Source organism: Acetobacterium sp., assembly GCF_041752335.1.
Taxonomy (GTDB): domain Bacteria; phylum Bacillota; class Clostridia; order Eubacteriales; family Eubacteriaceae; genus Acetobacterium.
This window is the reverse complement of sequence record NZ_JBGSHG010000004.1, coordinates 1-20,827: the sequence shown is the minus strand read 5'-3', so window position 1 is coordinate 20,827 and position 20,827 is coordinate 1. Positions and strand designations below refer to the sequence as shown.

Annotated in this window: 15 protein-coding genes; 14 read left to right on the top strand and 1 reads right to left on the bottom strand. The window is 47.5% G+C overall.

From position 1 onward, the window contains the following. Positions 1–44: 44 nt before the first annotated feature. The 14 genes from pgk (at position 45) to ACEW8F_RS00435 (ending at position 19,818) form a co-directional block, all read left to right on the top strand. Positions 45–1,235: a phosphoglycerate kinase gene (pgk, locus tag ACEW8F_RS00500; protein ID WP_373481513.1), complete on the top strand. Its 1,191-nt coding sequence runs from the start codon at positions 45–47 to the stop codon at positions 1,233–1,235. Positions 1,236–1,245: 10 nt separating this feature from the next. After that, positions 1,246–1,983 carry a triose-phosphate isomerase gene (tpiA, locus tag ACEW8F_RS00495; RefSeq protein ID WP_373481512.1) on the top strand — a complete coding sequence of 246 codons (738 nt, stop codon included), beginning with the start codon at positions 1,246–1,248 and terminating at the stop codon, positions 1,981–1,983. Positions 1,984–2,013: 30 nt separating this feature from the next. Continuing rightward, a complete protein-coding gene (gpmI, locus tag ACEW8F_RS00490) occupies positions 2,014–3,549 on the top strand; it encodes a 2,3-bisphosphoglycerate-independent phosphoglycerate mutase (RefSeq protein ID WP_373481511.1) in 1,536 nt (511 codons plus the stop codon). 125 nt (positions 3,550–3,674) lie between these two features. Then, a complete protein-coding gene (gene secG, locus ACEW8F_RS00485; RefSeq protein WP_373481510.1) occupies positions 3,675–3,902 on the top strand; it encodes a preprotein translocase subunit SecG in 228 nt (75 codons plus the stop codon). 52 nt (positions 3,903–3,954) lie between these two features. After that, complete coding sequence (locus tag ACEW8F_RS00480) at positions 3,955–5,925, top strand: sodium-translocating pyrophosphatase (protein WP_373481509.1); 1,971 nt, start codon at positions 3,955–3,957, stop codon at positions 5,923–5,925. Positions 5,926–6,235: 310 nt separating this feature from the next. Further along, on the top strand, positions 6,236–6,889 hold the full coding sequence (locus ACEW8F_RS00475; RefSeq protein ID WP_373481508.1) for a hypothetical protein: 654 nt from the start codon (positions 6,236–6,238) through the stop codon (positions 6,887–6,889). Positions 6,890–6,904: 15 nt separating this feature from the next. After that, positions 6,905–9,508 carry an ATP-dependent chaperone ClpB gene (clpB, locus tag ACEW8F_RS00470; RefSeq protein ID WP_373481507.1) on the top strand — a complete coding sequence of 868 codons (2,604 nt, stop codon included), beginning with the start codon at positions 6,905–6,907 and terminating at the stop codon, positions 9,506–9,508. Positions 9,509–9,667: 159 nt separating this feature from the next. Beyond that, positions 9,668–10,705 (top strand): extracellular solute-binding protein, encoded by a 1,038-nt coding sequence (locus tag ACEW8F_RS00465; protein ID WP_373481506.1) that lies wholly within the window; start codon positions 9,668–9,670, stop codon positions 10,703–10,705. Between the two features lie 11 nt (positions 10,706–10,716). Next, positions 10,717–12,294, top strand: a complete 1,578-nt coding sequence (locus tag ACEW8F_RS00460; RefSeq protein WP_373481505.1) for an ABC transporter permease — start codon at positions 10,717–10,719, stop codon at positions 12,292–12,294. Continuing rightward, positions 12,275–13,297, top strand: a complete 1,023-nt coding sequence (locus tag ACEW8F_RS00455) for a two-component regulator propeller domain-containing protein (protein ID WP_373481504.1) — start codon at positions 12,275–12,277, stop codon at positions 13,295–13,297. Before ACEW8F_RS00460 ends, ACEW8F_RS00455 begins: the two co-directional genes overlap by 20 nt. A 1-nt stretch (position 13,298) precedes the next feature. Further along, positions 13,299–14,408: an ABC transporter ATP-binding protein gene (locus ACEW8F_RS00450; RefSeq protein WP_373481503.1), complete on the top strand. Its 1,110-nt coding sequence runs from the start codon at positions 13,299–13,301 to the stop codon at positions 14,406–14,408. Continuing rightward, positions 14,401–17,109: a hypothetical protein gene (locus ACEW8F_RS00445; protein ID WP_373481502.1), complete on the top strand. Its 2,709-nt coding sequence runs from the start codon at positions 14,401–14,403 to the stop codon at positions 17,107–17,109. Before ACEW8F_RS00450 ends, ACEW8F_RS00445 begins: the two co-directional genes overlap by 8 nt. Before the next feature lie 23 nt (positions 17,110–17,132). Continuing rightward, complete coding sequence (locus ACEW8F_RS00440; RefSeq protein WP_373481501.1) at positions 17,133–18,428, top strand: zinc ribbon domain-containing protein; 1,296 nt, start codon at positions 17,133–17,135, stop codon at positions 18,426–18,428. Between the two features lie 292 nt (positions 18,429–18,720). After that, positions 18,721–19,818, top strand: a complete 1,098-nt coding sequence (locus ACEW8F_RS00435; RefSeq protein ID WP_373481500.1) for a glycerol dehydrogenase — start codon at positions 18,721–18,723, stop codon at positions 19,816–19,818. A 75-nt stretch (positions 19,819–19,893) separates the two neighbouring features. Here ACEW8F_RS00435 and ACEW8F_RS00430 read toward each other — a convergent pair. Beyond that, positions 19,894–20,827 (bottom strand): aldo/keto reductase (locus tag ACEW8F_RS00430; protein ID WP_373481499.1); only part of this gene is annotated, 934 nt, incomplete at its 5' end.

Sequence of the window (20,827 nt, the reverse complement as noted above, 5' to 3'; positions counted from 1 at the left end):
ATAACGGAAATATAAAAAAATTGAGAACCGAGAGGATAAAAAAGATGAGCAAAAAAACAGTATCTGATATCGATTTAAAAGGAAAAAAAGTTTTAATGCGGGCCGACTTTAATGTGCCATTGGATGAAAACGGCGTCATCACCGATGAAACCCGGATCACTGCAGCCCTGCCAACGATTAATTATATTCTGGAGCAGGGCGCTTCATTGATTTTAATGTCACATATGGGCCGACCCAAAAATCAGCCCAATCCTAAATATTCGCTGGAACCAGTTGCCAAAAAACTGTCCGAATTATTGAAAAAAGCAGTGATCTTCAATGATGACGGAGCAGTTACCGGATCAGTCACCGTTGCCGCCGCAGCAGGACTAAAACCAGGTGATGTGCTCTTGCTGCAAAATACACGCTTCCGGGGTGAAGAAGAAAAAAATGACCATGGTTTTGCCAAAGAGCTGGCGGATCTGGGCGAGGTTTTTGTCAATGACGCCTTCGGAACCGCTCATCGGGCCCACGCTTCAACCGTGGGGATTGCCGAATATTTACCCGGCGTTTCCGGCTTCCTGATTCAGAAAGAACTGGATTTTATGGGCAAAGCCCTGGACAAACCGGAACGACCCTTTGTGGCCATCCTGGGCGGATCGAAGGTTTCTGACAAGATTGGTGTAATCAACAACCTGCTGGAAAAGGTCGATACCCTGATCATTGGCGGCGGCATGGCCTTTACCTTCTTAAAAGCCCAGGGCTATGAAATTGGAAAATCGCTGCTGGAAGAAGATAAAATGGAACTAGCCAACGAACTAGTTGCCAAAGCCAAGTCTAAAGGGGTTAACCTGTTATTACCAGTGGATGTGGTGGCTGCCGAAACCTTTGCTGCTGACGCCCCATTTGTGGTTGTCGATATCAATGCCATTCCGTCCAATTCATTGGGACTGGATATTGGTCCGGTAACCGCGGCTACCTTTAGCAAAGCAATTCTGGGCGCCAAAACAGTGATCTGGAACGGCCCCATGGGTGTATTTGAAATGGCTGCCTTTGCCAAAGGAACAGAAGCTGTGGCAAAAGCGATGTCGGATTCCGCTGCCATTACCATTATCGGCGGTGGGGACTCGGCCGCAGCGGTTAAGATCCTCGGTTACGAAGAAGGCATGAGCCATATTTCTACTGGCGGCGGCGCCTCACTGGAATTCCTTGAAGGAAAAAAACTGCCCGGTATTGAAATTTTACAGGATAAATAAGGAGAGTATGATGCGAAAACCAATAATTGCTGGAAACTGGAAAATGAATAATGATATTTTTGAAACTGAAAAATTGATGAATACACTATTACCTTTGGTGGCTGGCGCAGAAGCCGAAGTGGTTTTTTGTCCAACTTATCTGGGTCTGCAAAAAGCGGTGGAAATGGCCAAAGATTCCAATGTTGGCATTGGCGCTCAGAATATGCATTTTGAAAAAAGCGGCGCCTTTACCGGCGAAATTTCCGGGGAAATGCTGCAGGCCATTGGCGTCAAATATGTTTTGATTGGACACTCGGAACGACGGGAATATTTTAATGAAACCGATGAATCCGTCAATAAAAAAGCTGTTAAAGCCCTGGCGCTGGGAATTACCCCGATCGTTTGCTGTGGTGAAACTTTGGCAGAACGGGAAGGCGGAAAAGCCGAAGCTAAGGTGGTTGGTCAGATGGAAGCCGGTCTCAATGGTATTGCCGACATCACCAAGGTGGTCGTGGCCTACGAACCGATCTGGGCGATCGGCACTGGCAAAACAGCCAGCAAAGAAGAAGCCAACGAAGCCTGCGGTTGGGTCCGCCAAACCATCGCCAAAATGTTCGGCGAAGACGCCGCCCAAAAAGTCCGCATTCAATACGGTGGTTCCGTTAATCCCGAAAACGTCAAAGACCTGATGGCCATGGACAACATCGACGGCGCCCTGGTCGGGGGTGCCGCTCTAAAACCGACTTTCTCGGAGATTGTGAAATTTTAATTATCAATTTTTACCGAAAGGTGTGATCATATGAATAAAAATTTAACTGCTCTGATTATTCTGGATGGCTACGGCTTTACCAGATGTACCGAGGGCAACGCCGTTGAACAGGCCCAAACCCCATTTCTTGATGCCATCTCCCAGGACAACCCTCATACCCTCATCACCGCCAGTGGCCTTGGCGTTGGTCTGCCCGAAGGTCAGATGGGCAATTCTGAGGTTGGCCATTTAAACCTGGGGGCTGGCCGAATCGTCTATCAGGAATTGACCCGGATTACCAAATCAATCGAAGATGGCGACTTTTTTACCAACCTGGCCTTTCTTTCAGGTATTCGTTCAGCCAAAGAAAACGGCGGCGCTCTGCACCTGATGGGCTTATTGTCCGATGGCGGGGTACACAGCCATGAATGCCATCTTTACGCATTACTGAACCTGGCCAAAAAACAAGGCTTAAAACGGGTCTATGTCCACTGCCTGATGGATGGCCGGGATACTGCGCCCAATAGCGGACTTGGCCATATCAAATCCCTGGAAGCTAAAATGGCTCAATTGGGAGTGGGGAAAATCGCTACCATCATCGGTCGTTATTACGCCATGGATCGGGATAATCGCTGGGATCGGGTCGAAAAAGCCTATAACGCTATGACCGTCGGAGCAGGCAATCATGCTGCATCAGCCGTTCATGTCATGGAAGCGACCTATGCCGCTAAAATCACCGACGAATTTGTCCTGCCAACCATCATTGATACGGGCGAAGACAAAACCATCAAGTCCAACGATACGATTATCTTCTTTAATTTCCGACCCGACCGGGCCAGAGAAATAACCCGGGCCTTTATCGATCCGGAGTTTAAAGAATTCGAACGCAAAAGCGGATTTTTGGGGCTGAAATATGTCACCATGACCCAATATGATAAATCCTTTGAAAATGTCTCGATCGCTTATAAACCGGTGACCATCGATAATACTCTAGGTGAATATTTAAGCAATCTGGGCATCCCCCAGCTGCGTATCGCTGAAACCGAAAAGTATGCCCATGTGACCTATTTCTTTAATGGCGGACTGGAAAAGCAATATCCGATGGAAGACCGGATCCTGGTACCCTCGCCCCACGTGGCAACCTATGATCTGCAGCCGGAGATGAGTGCCTATGAGGTGGCTGATAAAGCCGTGGAAGCCATTGAAAGCGACAAGTATCAGCTGATGATTCTCAACTTTGCCAATGCCGATATGGTTGGTCACACCGGTATTTTCGCAGCCGCTGAAAAAGCCGTCCAGGTGGTCGATGCATGCGCCCAAAAAGTGATCACCACGATTCTGGCAAAAGGCGGCAAGGTGATTGTCACTGCCGATCATGGCAATGCCGAAAAAATGATCGATTACCAAACGCACATGCCGTTTACCGCCCATACAACCAATCAGGTTAAGTGCATTCTTCTTGGTGATGGCAATGTGACCTTGCGTGATAATGGTCGTCTGGCCGATGTGGCGCCCACCTTGCTGGATCTGATGGGACTGCCAAAACCGCTCGAAATGACAGGGGAAACCCTGATTAAATCAGAATAAAGTAAAAATGCAAAAGCTGTGACCGTTTACATAAGAAAAGTCTCGATTGAGACTTTTTTTATGATTGAAAATGTTTTTTGGGTATGATATTATAACGTGCACGATTATTTACGGAGGTGATACTAATGAAAGAAGCTTTACTGGTCGTTTTACTGATTTCCAGCCTGGTTCTGATCGCCGCGATACTCTTATCGCCGGGAAAAACAGCAGGGATGTCAGGAGCCATCGCAGGTGGTGCTGAGACCTTATTTGGAAAGAAAAAAGCTAAGGGATTTGAAGGAGTTTTGGAAAAAGCAACCAAAATCTCAGGCGTTTTATTCATGTTGTCGGCATTCGTTTATTCAATCGTATAAAAACAGGCATCTGATTTAGAGAGATGCAAAAACTTACAGGGGGAAATTGAGAATGGAATTATTGTTTCTGGCTCCAGCCATTGGAGTCGTGGCGTTGCTTGTTGCGCTTATTTTTGCAAAACGCGTAACTGCAGTTGACGCCGGTACAGACAGAATGAAAGAGATCGCGGGATATATCCACGAAGGTGCCATGGCATTCTTAAAACGTGAATATCGAATGATCGCAATCTTTGTGGCTGTCTTATTTGTTATTTTAACCGTTACACCTGGTTTAGGCTTAACCACTGCGATATGCTTTCTGGTTGGGGCTATTTTTTCAATCCTGGCCGGATTCTTCGGGATGCAGGTGGCTACCAAAGCCAACGTCAGAACAGCCAATGCGGCACAAACCAGCGGGATCAACAAAGCGCTTTCAGTGGCTTTTTCCGGCGGTGCGGTTATGGGTATGTGTGTTGTTGGTCTGGGCTTATTCGGCGTAAGTGTGCTGTACTTATTATTTGGTGATGTTACCATTGTCACCGGTTTTGGTCTGGGTGCATCTTCAATTGCGTTGTTCGGACGAGTTGGCGGTGGTATCTATACCAAAGCTGCCGATGTCGGCGCTGACCTGGTTGGTAAGGTTGAAGCCGGTATTCCCGAAGATGATCCTCGTAATCCGGCGGTTATCGCTGATAACGTTGGTGATAATGTTGGTGATGTAGCCGGGATGGGATCGGATTTATTCGAGTCTTATGTTGGTTCAATTATCTCGGCAATTACCTTGGGTGCTCTGGCACTTGAAGGTTATAATGGCATCTTATTTCCGATGCTTTTAGCAGCAGTTGGTATTTTTGCTTCAATTATCGGATCTTTCTTTGTTCGCGGTAAAGAAGGCGGAAACCCGCAACGGGCCCTGGACATGGGGACCTATGTCAGTGGGATCCTGGTAGTCATCGCTTCTTACTTCCTGTCGAACTATTTTACTGGCGGATATTCAGCATTTGTTGCGATTGTCGCTGGTTTGGCCGTGGGGATTGTAATTGGTAAGTTAACAGAATATTATACCTCAGAACATTACAAACCGGTTCAACACATTGCTCAGCAATCAGAAACCGGTGCTGCGACTACGATTATCAGTGGTCTGGCGGTTGGGATGAAATCGACTATGTTCCCAATTTTAGCCATGTCAGTGGCAATTTTTGTTGCCTATACAGCTTTTGGACTATTTGGTATTGCTTTGGCCGCAGTGGGGATGCTTTCTACCTGTGGGATGACCATTGCTGTCGATGCTTATGGCCCCATTGCCGATAATGCTGGCGGGATTGCTGAAATGGCGGAAATGCCTAAAGAAGTTCGTGAAATCACCGACAAGCTGGATGCCGTTGGTAACACCACTGCGGCTATCGGTAAAGGCTTTGCCATCGGTTCAGCAGCTTTAACTGCTTTAGCCCTGTTTGCTTCTTATGCCCAAACAGTTGGCTTAGCTAGCATTGATATTTTAAATCCAAATGTAATCATCGGTTTGTTTATCGGTGGAATGCTGCCATTCCTGTTCTCCGCCTTAACCATGGAGGCAGTAGGTTCTGCTGCTAATGAAATGATCGAAGAAGTGCGTCGTCAGTTCCGGGAGTTTCCAGGCATTATGGAAGGCACGCAAAAACCGGATTATGCTAAATGCGTCGATATTTCTACCGCTGCAGCTCTTCGTCAAATGATCGTACCGGGTTTAATGGCAGTGGCGGCTCCTTTAGCTATGGGTCTGATCCTTGGTGCCGATGCTTTGGGCGGACTTTTAGCCGGCGCGCTGGTGACCGGGGTATTAATGGCTATCTTTATGGCCAATGCCGGTGGAGCCTGGGATAATGCCAAGAAATTTATTGAAGGCGGAGCTCATGGCGGAAAAGGTAGTGATGCCCATAAAGCTGCTGTTGTTGGCGATACTGTCGGAGATCCATTCAAGGATACTTCCGGACCTTCCATCAATATCTTAATCAAACTGATGACCATCGTATCATTGGTATTTGCACCATTATTCTTAATTTAATCAAAGCTTCTATTATTTGAATTTAATAACATAACAACCTGGACCTGAATGCAATCACTGCATTCAGGTCTTTTTGTCGTTATAGCTGAGGTTACGCGAACAAAATTTGGGTAAGCAATATAGCACAGGAAAGTAAGCACAAAGGTACAGTTTTAGTAAACACAAGGGGACAGTTTTTTTTTGCGGTAATGACGCGATGGGATTTCTTAACCTAAACCTTGAAACTCACTTAAAAATGCAAAGCAATATACATAAAACGATTGACTAAATAATATTATGGAATTATAATTTATATAAAAGGAGTGATGATATGATAAAAAGTGTATACAGTTTAATGCTATTTGATGAAATAGTTGAAAAGATAGACCAAATCGCCTATGAGAACAATACCAACCGCTCCCAACTGATTAATGATATCCTGGCCGAAAAAATCGGGCTGGTGACGCCGGAACAGAAAATCCAGAAAATTCTGGAACAGCTGGACGAAAATTTCAGCGACACCCTGTCGGTGAGTCAGATCAATAAAAACTCCAGCATTCAGTTCGGCAAAAGCCTGAAATATAAGTACCGGCCTAAGGTCCGCTACAGTTATGAGTTTATCAGCAGCAAGCGAGGTAAATATGCGGTGCTGAAAATCAGTTCACGGACTAAATCTGAAAATCTGAATGATCATTTTGATGAATTTTTCAAGCTGATTGCCGGTATTGAAAAAGCTCAGCGAGCGGATCATGGAGATTTGGCAGAAAATCTAACCAATCATAAATTCGTCCGGGCCTTTGAAGACGAGGGGGAGCTGACCCAGGACATTGAAACCGTCACCGACAACCTGACCCGCTATTTAAAAATGATCGACCGGGCCATGAATGTTTATTTTTCAAAAATCGATGAAACCGAAGCCAAAGATCTCCTCAGCATCATGGAAACCATTTATCGTGAAGATTACAACAAAAATAATCAATTATAAAAACGAGGTACAATTATGGATATGAATTTATTTACCCAAAAATCATTAGAAGCAATCAAAACGGCGGAACTCATCGCCGGAGAGTATAACCACATGGAAATCGAGCCGGAACATCTGTTGATGGGGCTGATTACTCAGGAAAATGGCGTTGTCGGGCGGATCTTTGACCGGCTGGGCAAGAACTCCCACACCATTGCCGAAGAATTGCGCCGGGAAATCGGTAAGAAACCCAGTGTTTCGGGGCCGGGCCGGGAGCAGGGCAAGGTCTATGTCAACGCAGACACTGACAAGGTCTTAAATGAATCCTATAAAGAAGCAAAAAAACTGGATGACCAGTATATTTCAGTGGAGTGTATTTTGCTGGCACTTTACAGCTTGGGCAAGAAATCCAAATCAGTGGAGATTCTGGAACGCTATGGCATTGCCAAAAAAGAGATCGAAAACGTCTTAAAAGAAGTCCGCGGCGGACAGCGGGTGGTTAACGACCATCCCGAGGTCACCTATGAGGCCCTCAGCCAATATGGTCATGATCTGGTACAGGATGCCATCGACAATAAACTGGATCCGGTCATCGGCCGGGATGCCGAAATTCGCCATGCGATCCGGATTTTAAGCCGCAAAACCAAGAACAATCCAGTATTGATCGGTGAACCCGGGGTTGGTAAGACCGCTATTGTCGAAGGGCTTGCGATGCGGATTGTGGCAGGCGATGTGCCAGAGGGGCTTAAAGATAAGCGGATCATCGCTTTGGATCTGGGCGCACTGGTCGCCGGAGCCAAATACCGGGGTGAGTTTGAAGAACGCCTCAAAGCGGTCTTGAAAGAAGTGGTGGACAGCAATGGTGAAATCGTCCTGTTTATTGATGAGCTCCACAACATTGTCGGTGCCGGCAAAACCGAAGGCGCCATGGATGCCGGGAATATGTTAAAACCGATGCTGGCCCGGGGCGAGCTCCATTGTATCGGTGCCACTACCCTCGATGAATACCGCCAGTATATCGAAAAAGACCCGGCTCTGGAACGCCGTTTCCAACCAGTACTGGTCGATGAACCGACAGTGGAAGATACCATCTCGATTCTCCGGGGTTTAAAAGACACCTATGAACGTTACCACGGCGTCCAGATTCTGGATACCGCACTGGTAGCAGCTGCGACCCTGTCCAACCGCTATATTTCTGACCGCTTCCTGCCGGATAAAGCCATCGACCTGATCGATGAAGCCTGTGCCAAGATCCGCACCGAAATGGACTCGATGCCTGAGGAAATGGACGAAGTTCGCCGTAAGATGATGCAGTTGGAAATTGAAGAAGTGGCGCTCAAAAAAGAAAAGGATACTCTCAGCAAAGAACGGCTGGAGCGGCTCCAGAAAGAACTGGCTGAATATAAAGAACGTTTCAACACCATGAGCATGCAATGGGAGAATGAAAAGCAGTCCGCCGATACCCTGAAATCGCTGCAGGAAGAATTGAACCAACTCACCTACGAACGGGAAAAAGCCATTCGCGAAGGCGACTATCGCAAGGCCTCCGAATTGGAATACGGATTAATTCCCGAAAAAACCGCCAAAATCGAAGCAATCAAACGAAAAGCCGATGAAAAAGGCGATGAAGATAGCCTCAAGCGTGAACGAGTCACTGAGGAAGAAATTGCCGAGATTATTTCTGACTGGACGAATATTCCCTTAAGCAAGCTGGTCTCTGGCGAGCGGGAAAAACTGCTGGCCCTGGAAGATACCTTAAAACAACGGGTCATCGGTCAGGAAGAACCGATTCTTAAAGTGGTTGACGCCATCATTCGGTCCCGAGCCGGGATCAAAAATCCCAACAGTCCGATTGGTAGCTTCCTATTTTTGGGCCCCACCGGGGTTGGTAAAACCGAGCTGGCCAAGGCCGTGGCCGCCACCCTTTTTGACAGCGAAGAAAACATGATTCGTATTGATATGAGTGAATACATGGAAAAATTCTCGGTCTCCCGCTTAATTGGAGCACCCCCGGGATATGTGGGCTACGAAGAAGGAGGACAGTTGACTGAAGCCGTCCGTCGTAAACCTTATGCTGTCATCTTACTGGACGAAATCGAAAAAGCTCATAAGGATGTTTTTAATATCCTGCTGCAAATTCTTGATGATGGCCGGATTACTGATTCTCAGGGACGCACCGTCGATTTCAAGAATACCATCATCATCATGACCTCCAACATCGGTTCCGAATATCTACTGGAAGGAATCAATGCCGATGGCGAAGTTACCGCAACAACCGAAGCCGCCGTGATGGATTTGTTAAAGAGTTATTTCCGGCCCGAGTTTTTAAACCGGATTGATGAAGTGGTACTTTACAAACCACTCAATAAAGCCGCCATTGGCCAGATCGTCACCCTGCTGTTAAAAGATTTACAGAAACGGCTGGAAGAACGTCGCATCACTGTCACCCTGACTAAGCAAGCCATCGATGCCGTCATCGAAATGGGCTTTGACCCGGCCTATGGCGCCCGGCCGCTGAAACGCTATCTGCAGAAACACATCGAAACGATGGTCGGCAGAGAAATCATCAAAGGCAATGTCCACGAAGGCCAGGACATTACCATTGATGTTGATCCTAATGGAGACTTCTACATGGCCTAAGATTAATACTAAAAAAAGATCAGCCTTCCCTATTCGGGTGGTTGGTCTTTTTTTTCGATCCTGTTGCAAACGATGACACTTTCTGATAAAATATAATCAATGTGTGGTTGCTTTTGAGAAAGTCACAAGAACAAATGTGTGATGATGTGGAGATGAAGGATGAATAAATATTTTAGATCGTTAGTGGTATTAATAGCGGTGCTGATAATAGCGGGCCTGATCGGCGGATGTACTGATACGGCGGGAGCAGGCAAGGGCGAAGTAGTGGTTTACACTTCGGTGGATCAAGTCTACTCGGAAAAAATTTTTGCCGATTTTGAACAAACAACTGGTATCCGGGTTAACGCTGTTTATGATATTGAGTCTAATAAAACGGTGGGCCTGGCCAATCGCCTCATTGCCGAAATGCCAGCGCCCCAGTCAGATGTTTTCTGGAGTGGCGAAATTTTGCAGACCATCGCGTTAAAACAACAAGGCGTTTTTGAACCAGTGGATTTAACCGCGGCGGCCAATCTGCCAGCTAATTATGTCGATCCGGATAAGTGCTGGTTTGGCTTTGGTGGCCGGGCCCGGGTTTATCTTTACAATAAAACCCTGGTGGCAGCTGATAATTGCCCGCACACGATGCTGGCCATCCCGGCTTCTGAAATCGTCGCCAAAACCGGAATGGCTTATCCCATCTTTGGCACCACCAACACCGAGGCGGCGGTTCTGTATGCTTCCTGGGGCGAAGCAGCAGCCAGAAATTATTATCAGAGCTTAAAAGATGTCGGGATTCAGGTGATTGATGGCAATAGCGTCGTCAAAGATTTTGTCAGCCAGAAAAAACTGACTGCTGGACTCACAGATACCGATGATGCCTTGTCGGAAATGAAAAAAAACGCTGATCTGGGGATTATCTTTCTGGATCAGGGTGCTGCTGAAATGGGGGCGATGGTCATCCCCAATACAGTGGCCCGGGTCAAGAATGGACCAAATCCGGATAATGCGACGCGGTTGATGAATTATTTATTATCGGCATCAACGGAACAAGCCCTGGTTGACGATGGCTGGATTCATATCCCGGTTCATCAGGATGTTAAGCCAGCGGCAGATATTGACGCCGCCCAGATAAAAATTATGACTGTCGATTTTAATCAGGCCTATGAAATGTTAAATATCGCCACCAACGATATGACTGAAATATTTGCCCGGTGAAGGTGGCATTGGTGAGTCTTTCAACAGGGAAGAAATTATTGGCTCTGGTTACCGCAGTTATTTTGTTGCTGGTAACGGTGGCTCCGGTGGTGGCGTTAAGCTGGGGATTTATCGAGGCGGTGCTGTTTCACAGTGAGCCGCTGCGTTTTGCTGTTAACGTGAAGCTCTTGTGTCAAAGCGTTGGTATGACCCTGATGACAGCCCTAATTTGCACCGCCAGTGGTTTTCTGGTGGCGCTGGCGGTGTGGATGACCCGGCCTGCTGATGCCGGGAAAATCGGTTTGGTGAGCTTTGCGCTGATGTTGCTGCCGGCTTTTATTCATGTCCAGGCCTGGATTTTTTTTATGGATCGCCTCGCCAACAGCATCAATGGGCTGCTGGGGACATCACTCAATTTCAGCAGTTATTTTGCGGTTGTTTTAACCCAGACCTTTGCTGGTCTGCCGCTGCCAGCCGGATTGATACTACTGGCGCTTGCGGGGATTCCAATAGAAATTCAAAATATGGTAAAATTGGATCGGCCGGATACGACCGCTTTTTTTAAAATATATTTTCCTTATCTAATACCGGCCATCGGCTTAAGTATAATTTTGATTTTTCTGCTTAACATCAATGACTATGGGATTGCCTCGGTTTTTGGCGTCAACAGTTACGCCCTGGATCTGTTTGCCCAGTTCTCTTCGGGCATGAGTGTTTTTGGGGTCTTCTTCAATGGCTTGCCATTAATGCTTTTAAGCATCGGCGCCCTGGCTCTCCTGGGCAGAACGGTACTTAACATGGACTTTTCACTGGGCGGTACCACACCGGAAAATCCCTTTGTGCAATCACTGATGCTGTGGGCGCTGGCTGTGCCTGGGCTGATTATTGCAGGGCTTTTTATCGTAATTCCAGGAATCAATCTGATCCTTGAAACAATTGGCAGCCGTGATATCAGCGGTGTCTTAGGGGCTGCCATGCCGGAGATTCTCTATGGGATGGCGGTGAGTGGGTTGGCAGCGGTGATCAGTCTGATTCCCGCCATTTTGTTTGCCGCTTTGTTTTACAAATCGTTCCAGGATAAATTGGTCCGGGGACCGCTGATTTTAGCGCTGGCGGCGATTCCTTTTTTGATTCCCGGTCCGGTGCTGGGATTAGCGCTGATTCGGGTCTGGAATACCGGGCTGCTGGGGGGCATTTATCGCAGCCCGCTGATGCCGGTGATTGGGCTTGTGGCTAAATACGCCTTTATTGAAGCGCTGCTTCTGGCCATTGCTTTGGCGGCCCTGGATCCCAACTTTCTAGACAACATCCAGGTTCATTGGCCGGGGCTCAAATCGGCGGTGGGCTGTTTGCTGCACTTGATCGGCCGCCAATGTGCCGCGGCGATGCTGATTGTCTTTGTCTTATCGATGGGAGAGTTTGGGGTCAGCTTGCTGATTATGCCCCCGGGTTATCAAACCCTGACGATCAAAATTTACAATTATCTCCATTATGGAGCCTCCGATGTGGTGGCAGTTCTCTGTCTGTTTATGGTATTGCTGATGGGACTGGTAACAATGGCACTATTTTGGCTTTTAAGCGGTGGGAAAAATGAAAAGAACGATAATTAAGGGGCTGGTGCTGGTGATTGCGATGCTGATCATCGGGGGCACCCTAGCCATTACGGCGTTGGCTCTGATCCGCAATGCCGAGGCTCAGCGTCCCAAAGCGGGGTTTACCAGTATTCTGGCCAACGAGGATATTTGTGCGATGGGCTATGATGGTACCACGCTTTTTGCCGCTGGCGCCAACGGCATTTTTCAGATCAATCCTGAGACCATGGCCAGTGAAGAGCTGGGTGATTTTACGTATGTCCGCTGCTTATATGCCGATGAATCGGGTCTCTGGGCGGGAACCGATACCGGTCTCTATCACCTGGGCGGGAACCAGATTACCAGATATACTACCAAAGACGGGCTTCCGGACGATCGGGTTTTAGCAATTGTTGCTTTGGAAAATAACCAGCTCTGTTTGGGTACCTGGGGGGGCGCGGTGGAAATGGCAGTTACTGAGACCGGGGCACTGAGCTTTATCACCGCTTACACCAGTCAAAATGGCTTGCTGACCGATAATGTCAATGTGATCAGTCAGGATCGCCTGGGGGGACTTTGGTTTGGTTCCTATGTGGCGCCCCGGGGCGGGGTCAGTGTACGGTTGCTAAATGGCGAGTGGCAGCATTTTACCACCGAAAATGGGTTGCTGCATGGCAATATCACCGGAATGCTCGCGCGCCGGGATGGTACGCTTGTGGTTGGTGCCGGCTTATATCAATACGGCGGGGCCACTGTTTTTGCTCAGGCTGCCGGAAAATGGCAGCCCGTGAAGACCCTGACTCAATCCGACGGTCTGGCCGGGGAAAAGGTGCGCTCACTTTATGAAGACCAACGAGGTCGGCTGTGGATTGGTTCAGAATACGATGGCCTGGTAATCATTGAGGAGGATCGCATTACAAAGCTGACCAGTGAAACCGGTCTGGCCCACAATGAGGTCAAGGTCATCACCGAAGATCGGGCCGGGAATTATTGGATTGGAACTCTGAATGGACTGACACGAATCGACGGGGGGGTGGTATAAGATGAATCAAATCGAGCTGAAAAATATTACCAAACACTATCAAAAAAATGAGCCACCGGCGGTTGCGGCGATCAATCTCAGCGTTAACTATGGCGAATCGGTGGTGCTGGTGGGCCCTTCCGGATCGGGGAAAACGACGATCCTGAAACTAATTGCCGGGTTAAGTGAGGCCAGCTCCGGCTCGCTATTGCTTGATGGGAAGGATGCCTGTTCGCGGCCGCCCTGGGATCGTGGCATTGGCATGGTCTTTCAGAATGGCGGGCTGTATCCCCATATGACAGTATATCAGAACATCAGCTTTGGGTTGGAGCGGGCCCTGAGTGATAAAGCAAGGATTGCTGAGGAGGTTCAGCGTACCGCGGCGTTACTTGGGATTTCGGGATTACTGGCGCGCAAACCTGGCGAACTATCCGGTGGCCAGCGTCAACGAGTGGCCATTGGCCGGGCCATTATCCGGAAGCCTCAGATTCTGCTGATGGATGAGCCGCTTTCCAATCTGGAGCCGGGCTCAAGACGACAGCTCCGGGATGAGCTGATTGCGTTACGAAGCAGACTAGGCATCACCTGTATCTATGTCACCCACGACCAGACCGAGGCGATGACCATCGGTGAGCGGGTGGTGGTGCTAAATGAAGGAAAGATTGAGCAAATCGGGACACCGCAAAATCTTTATCACAAGCCGGATAATGTCTTTGTTGCCAGCTTTTTTGGCGATCCACCGATGAACTATATAAACTCCGCCAGGCTTGAAAACAAGAATCACCGGTGGCGGTTATCCTTGTTAAACAAAGAGATTAATCTGCCTGACAATCCATTTGGAAAGCAGCCATGTGATGAGCCAGCGGCTCTGGAAGTGATTGTGGGAATCAGACCTGCAGACATCTGTTTATGTGATCCCGATTTGGCCACGGCGTTTTTGGGCGAACTGGAAGAAGCCCAGTGGCTGGGGGCCGATAGCATTCTCCAGCTGAAATGTGGTATCGACAAACTGCTGCTGAGAGTGGACGGAGAACAAAATTTGGCCAAAGGAAGCCTGGTTGCCTTTACTGTAAAACCAGCGGAACTCTATTTATTTCACAAAAAAACGCGCAGGAGGTTGTGTAATGGCTGATCGCTATATTGAGAAAGTGGCTGCTCCCCAGACGGCATGGGAACTGATTCTGCTTATTATTAAAAAAATGCCTGGACAATTGCTAAGAACCCTGCCGATGACCTTGCTGATGGGCATCCTGGGGTGGATCTTTAATTTCTGGCTGATGGCCTACGTTAATGATGGCTTCAATCCGGGTACCTGGCTTAGCAAAAATTTAATTCCAGTAACCGGACAAATGATCAGTGCCACGGTCTTATGGGGGATTATCGGGGCCATGATTCCGATGGTGATTCATTTTATCAAAAGCGGAGGCAAGGTCGGGGAGGCTATCGGCGGCTTTTTTACCCAGCCCAAAAGCATCATTGCTGGGATTAAAACAGGCAGCACCCGGTTTAATGCCATCCTCTGCTTTGCTCTGGCCGGGACACTGCTCGTTGAGAATCTTTTGTCCGGGGTGGCCACTCTGATCGCCGGGACGCTGCTGATGAATTCAGTGGTGGCATTGCTTAGCGGGCGGGGCAGCGTGATGGTTCAGCTGCTGCGCATGATCGCCACTGATGTCAATGTTTTTATTCTAAAAAAACCGGGACTGCGGATGGCCGCACCGGAGGTGGGCGTGATTGTGGGAGCCTGCGGGATTTCACTGGTGATCATCGGGCTGACCCGCTCGGTTATCAGCCTGGACTCGGTACAGATTGTTTTAAATGCAGTGTGGCTGGTCTTTTTTATTCTCGGATTGGTCCTGTTTTTTTCAGGCAAACCGGTGTCCCGGCAGATGGTCTTCATTATTCTGTTTTCCGGTAGCTGGTTGGTTTTAGAGCAATTGGGGCTGGGTGCGGTGTTGGCTGATGATGGCGGCCGCAAAGAAATCGGCGGCACCTTTATCGATTATATCAGCGGCCAGGGCGCCCTGGAAGTCATGTTAAGATGTTTGCCACCGGCCATTGCGATTATGATTGGGGCGATCATTGGTGGGATTATCTCATCCTTATCAGGAGTATTGGGAAATCTGATTCCTGATTCTGACGGGACCGTGGTTCCTGGTGGAGTGGCTGAAGATGGTTGGGACACAGCCACCGAAAGCGATGATTACGAAACCCGTTTGCGCAAGTATATTAACAGTCTGGATCCCAGTGATGCCAAAAAAATGGTTGATCCCTTAACCGGAACGGAGTATCTGGTGAAGTATGATCCGGTTACCGGGGAGTCCTTTGAGCTGATTTCCAAACAGCCCTTCAGTATGGATAAATTCAGAGAAGCCCAAAAATCGGCTGAGGGTCGGGATGACTATCGAGAACGTAATGACCAGCTGGAAAAAGAGTACCAGCAGCAGCAGCGGCAGGAAGAAGCAACCCGGCGGGATCAGGAGGACAAATTAGATAAGCTGAATCGGCTGAAAGAGAAGATGCTAAAAGCAGCTGAAAAAATGGATGACTACGAGGAAAGAACAGAAATGTACAAACGACTCGACTCGATTCGCAAGATGCAGAATAAATTTCTTAAAGGCGAAGGGGATTTGAAATTAAGCAACGTGGCTAAAATGTATGCCAATGCTATTAATGGAAGAACCATTGGGGCGGGTCAAATGCCGGAAGACTATACCTTGGGTCAGCAACTGATCGATACGATAAAAATGGAGGCCGAGGATTATGCCCGCGGTGATGGGATTGTGGTTGGGATTGTTCAGACAGCGGTGGTCGTTGGGGTAGCAACCGTTTGTTTACCGGCAGCAGTGGCAATCGAGGTTGGTTTTATCCTGACAAAGGCCGGCTATGGTATGAGTGACTATGTCGATGACGGCGGCGATTCTGCAGGAGAAGCATTTTTAATCGCGGCTACCACAGCGGTTAAGGATGAGGTGTGGGGCTGGGGTTTTGGTGCCGCACTTAAAGGCGGTAAGGCTGCCAGAGAAGGATTAAAAGCTGGTAAAGGATTAAAGGGCAGTGCCAAGGAATTTGCCAAAGCCGGCGGAGATGACTTGCTAAATACAATGGTTAAAACACCGGGCGGTCGAGTATTAACCAATCCCAATCCTTTGAAAGCGGAGGCGTTAAAAAAAGAATTAGCCGATGCCCGAACCAATTTTAAAAAGAGTGTTAACAAACAAAAGTCGCTTGAATCGGACTTGACAAAAGCTAAAAAAAATCTTGAACAATATCAAAAACAGGTTAACCGCAACGATCGGATTACTAAAGAATCGAATGTGGAAGTGAATCAGCGGGAAGCGGCCAGAAACCAGTACGAAAAACGAATTAAAGAAACCGAAAAGGCGGCTGAAGTGGCTCAGGAAAAAGCTGAAGCGCTTAAGGGTAGTGATCCTGAAAAAGCGGCTGAATATCAGGCAAAGGCCGAACAGCATAGTAAAAATGCAAAAAGCTTGAAAAATCAGCAACAAATCAATGAGGACTTAAAAAGAACCGCAAAAGATCGTGTTGCAGCAACAAAAAAAGCCCAGGAACAAGCTAAGGATAATCTTAACCGGGAAACGAATGTGGCAAAAGAAGCGGAAAGCAATTTATCAAATGCAAAAAATGAGGTTCAAGATGCCAGAACAAAGATGAATGATGCGCTCAAAGAAGATCTCATTGAAAAAGCAACCGAAAGTGAATTTTTAGAAGGTGCCGGCAAAGAAGTGGCAAAAAATACCTTTGAGGAAACTGAAACCTCGAAAAATATTGATCGATGGCGAAGAGCGCAAATCAAAAAGTTAATTCAATAATAAGAATGGGGAGATCATCATTTATGGAAGACAAACTGATCGAAAATAACAACAAACATGAGTTTAAACTGCCCAAAGAATCAATCCGTCCCCTGGGACAGCAATGCCAGCTAAGCAGCAATCGATTGTCCAGCTATCTGGGTCTTCCCACGGGCGGTGCGGCGGATGCGGTGACGGTGGATGAGGCGCTCAAAGCGGTTCTGGATACCGTGCTCTATCCTGGTAATATTACTATTGTTACGGTGATGCAACGTCAACAAGGGGTTAAAAATTTAACCCTGTGCATCGGAGAATCAGGTGGCGTCACGGTGGGCATGGATGACACCAAGCTTCGCCTTAAGCCGGTTGAAATCGAGGAATTTGCGGGCTTTCTAACCGGCTTTTTCGATAATGGAACGCTGCTGGAGTCACTGGGCACGGGCCTGAGTTTGAGCCGTAATGGTTTGTATACCCTGCTGGCGGCGGCCGATCTTTATGAAGTGAATCGGTTAATGGCCTTGATTGAGAAGAAGACGGAAGTCGACCCGCTGACCGTTAAAGGGATTAAAGGTTTGGCGGCGGAAGCAATCTCAGAACCGGATCCCCGTCAGCTAACGACCAGTGTTCTGGCAACGGATAATTTAACGGAATTGTTTGATATCGATATGGGGATCAGCGAATTGTCCGAAACCGGCATTTTTGAACAATCATCCGAAGGAGTTCTCAAGCTGACAAAACCGGGACAGCAATTGATCCCCGGGTTATCCGAACCGGAGATTCTAGCCGGCATCCGCAGCTATTATTATGATGACGGGATGCTGACAGAAATGGGATTGGTGATCTGGCGCACCCGGAACTATTTATGGGGAATTGAATTAACTGATCAACCGACTCTGTTTAGTATGAATTTTGAAAAGGTTTTTTCATATCTGCAAAGTCTCTTGAGCCGCGGCGATTACTCAGATGGGATCTTTGATGAGAGCAGCCTGATGTCGGAAGCAGCAGCACCTGGTGAAGATGAAATGATTAAAGCACCCGTCTCGATCTGCAGCAATTGCGGTAAAGTTCTGGCAGTTAAAGAAAAATTCTGCACCAACTGTGGTACCCCTGTGCCTCAGCAAACTCCAGCTACACAAGTCCCTGGGGTAGATCAGATGGTAACAGAAAGCCCGATGATTCATTGCCTCAAGTGCGGAGCAACGCTGGAACCTGGTGTTAAATTTTGTACAAAATGTGGAAACTCAATCCAGAATAACCAGTCGCCAAATACCTGTCCATCCTGCCAGGCAAACGTCGAGCAGAATGCCAAATTCTGCAAGAAATGCGGCCAACCACTATAGACACAGGAGGATGATGACCTCATCGTCTTTTTGAACATCACAGATTTCCAGTGCGAGATAAAGAAAATAACGGCAAGACAATGGGTTTGATATTTTTTCAATCTAAGTGTTAATTAAAAAAATTACAGATTAAAACAAAAAATTACTGATATCACCAAGATCGGGTTAAAAAAAAGAAATATACCCAATAATAGTATCAGCGCTGGACTGTATTTTTTAGATGATAACGAATTCAGCGCCGCAATTATTTGATATAATAATAACGAAATAAAAATATTTTCGGAGGTAGAAAATGCAAAAAATAATTATGTCTCCCAGCCGTTATGTTCAAGGTGCTGGAGAAGTTGGAAAATTGCCGGAACATGTGGGTAAATTTGGAAAATCAGCGCTTGTCTTAATGAGCGGAACCATGATGCGAACCAAAGCGGATGAATTGAAAGTCAGTTTTGAAGCTGCCGGAATTAAATTTACTCCCGAAAAATTTAATGGCGAGTGTTCAAAGGTAGAAATCGCCCGTCTTCAGGAAATTGTCAAAGCTGAAGGCTGTGATGTGGTTGTTGGGATCGGCGGGGGAAAAACCCTGGATACGGCCAAAGCGACTGCCCATTATGAAAAACTGCCAGTTGTTATTGCGCCTTCCATTGCATCTACCGATGCACCTTGTTCGGCTTTATCTGTTATTTACACCGAAGACGGTGTTTTTGATGAGTATTTAGTACTTCCCAAAAATCCTGAAATTGTTGTCATGGATACCGATATTATTAAAGCAGCTCCAGCCCGACTCTTTGTTTCTGGTATGGGCGATGCATTGGCTACTTATTTTGAAGCCCAGGCGACTGTTGATTCCAATGGAACGACCATGTCAGGCGCTCATCCAACCCGATCAGCGCTTGCTTTAGCAAGATTATGCTATGATATTTTAATAGAAGACGGTTTAAAAGCCAAGCTGGCGGTTGAAGCTGCAACCTGTACTCCAGCGGTTGAAAATGTTATTGAAGCCAATACCTATCTCAGCGGCGTCGGTTTTGAAAGCGGCGGCCTGGCTGCCTGTCATGCCATCCATAATGGTTTAACGGTATTACCTGAATGCCACCATATGTATCACGGCGAAAAAGTAGCCTTTGGAACCCTAGTTCAGTTGGTGATGGAAAACCGATCGATGGAAGATATCGAAGAAGTCATTGATTTCTGTCTGTCCGTAGGTCTGCCGATAACCCTGGGCGAACTGGGCTGTATTGAACCAACCCCAGAAAAAATCATGGCTGTGGCGGTAGCAGCTGCCGATCCTGCCGAAACCATTCATAATATGCCGTTTGATGTCGATGCCGACACCGTTTATGCCGCCATTATGGCAGCTGATGCGCTGGGCCGTTTGTATCTGTGTGACTAACAAAAAATGTTAAAATAAAAGTTAAAGGCCAGCATCCCAATCGCAAGAAAAGGATACTGGCCTTTTTTTATGGTTTTATACCAGCGGGTCAAACAACTCCCGGGTCTTCTTTAACATATCCCGGATTGGCAGATTGTAGGGGCAGCGGGGTTCGCATTCGCCGCATTGGATGCAATCCGAGGCATTGGCGGCAAAACTGCGGTAGCGATCCAGGGCCCATTCTTCGAGATCGTAACGGCGGTAGTAACCCTCCACAATAAATTGCATTGGGATATCAATGCCCTGAGGACAGGGGGCACAATAGCCGCAGCGGCGGCAGAAGGTTTTACCTAAAGCCTTGGCATCCGCTTCCAGCGTCTGGCGTTCTTCAGCAGACAAAGGGACAAAATTATTACCAACCTTGGTATTTTTCAACACTTGTTTAACTGAATCCATACCGGGAATCAATACCGAAATATTGGGATTTTCAGCGACCCATCGGAGGGCGTAGTTGGCGTGGAGAAAAGCTCCGCCGGCCAGTGGTTTCATAATAATGACCCCGACATTTTTCAGCTTGGCTTTTTCAAAGAGGGGTGCTCCGCGGTTTTCGATTATATTATAAGGAAATTGAATAGTTTCAAATTTATCTTCTTCAAGAGCCCGGTCCAGCACCTCGTAACTGTGAGAGGTGATGCCGATATGTTTAATCAATCCCTGTTTTTTACATTCAACCAGGGCTTCATACCCGCCTTGGGGGCTCATAATGGTTTCATAAGCCGCCATCGTTTTGGCATTATGGAACTGATATAAATCAATGGTATCTGTCTGTAGTTCAGCCAGACTGGCTTTAACATCAGCGAGGACGTCGGTATAGGTGAGCTTGGGGGTTTTAGTGGCCAGATAAAAATGTTCCCGGCCCCACTGTTTCAGGGCTTCCCCAATCATTTCTTCACTATTGGTGTAAGCTCTGGCAGTGTCAATGAAATTAACTCCTTCTTCAATAAGATTTTCAACAATTTCGTCGACTTCC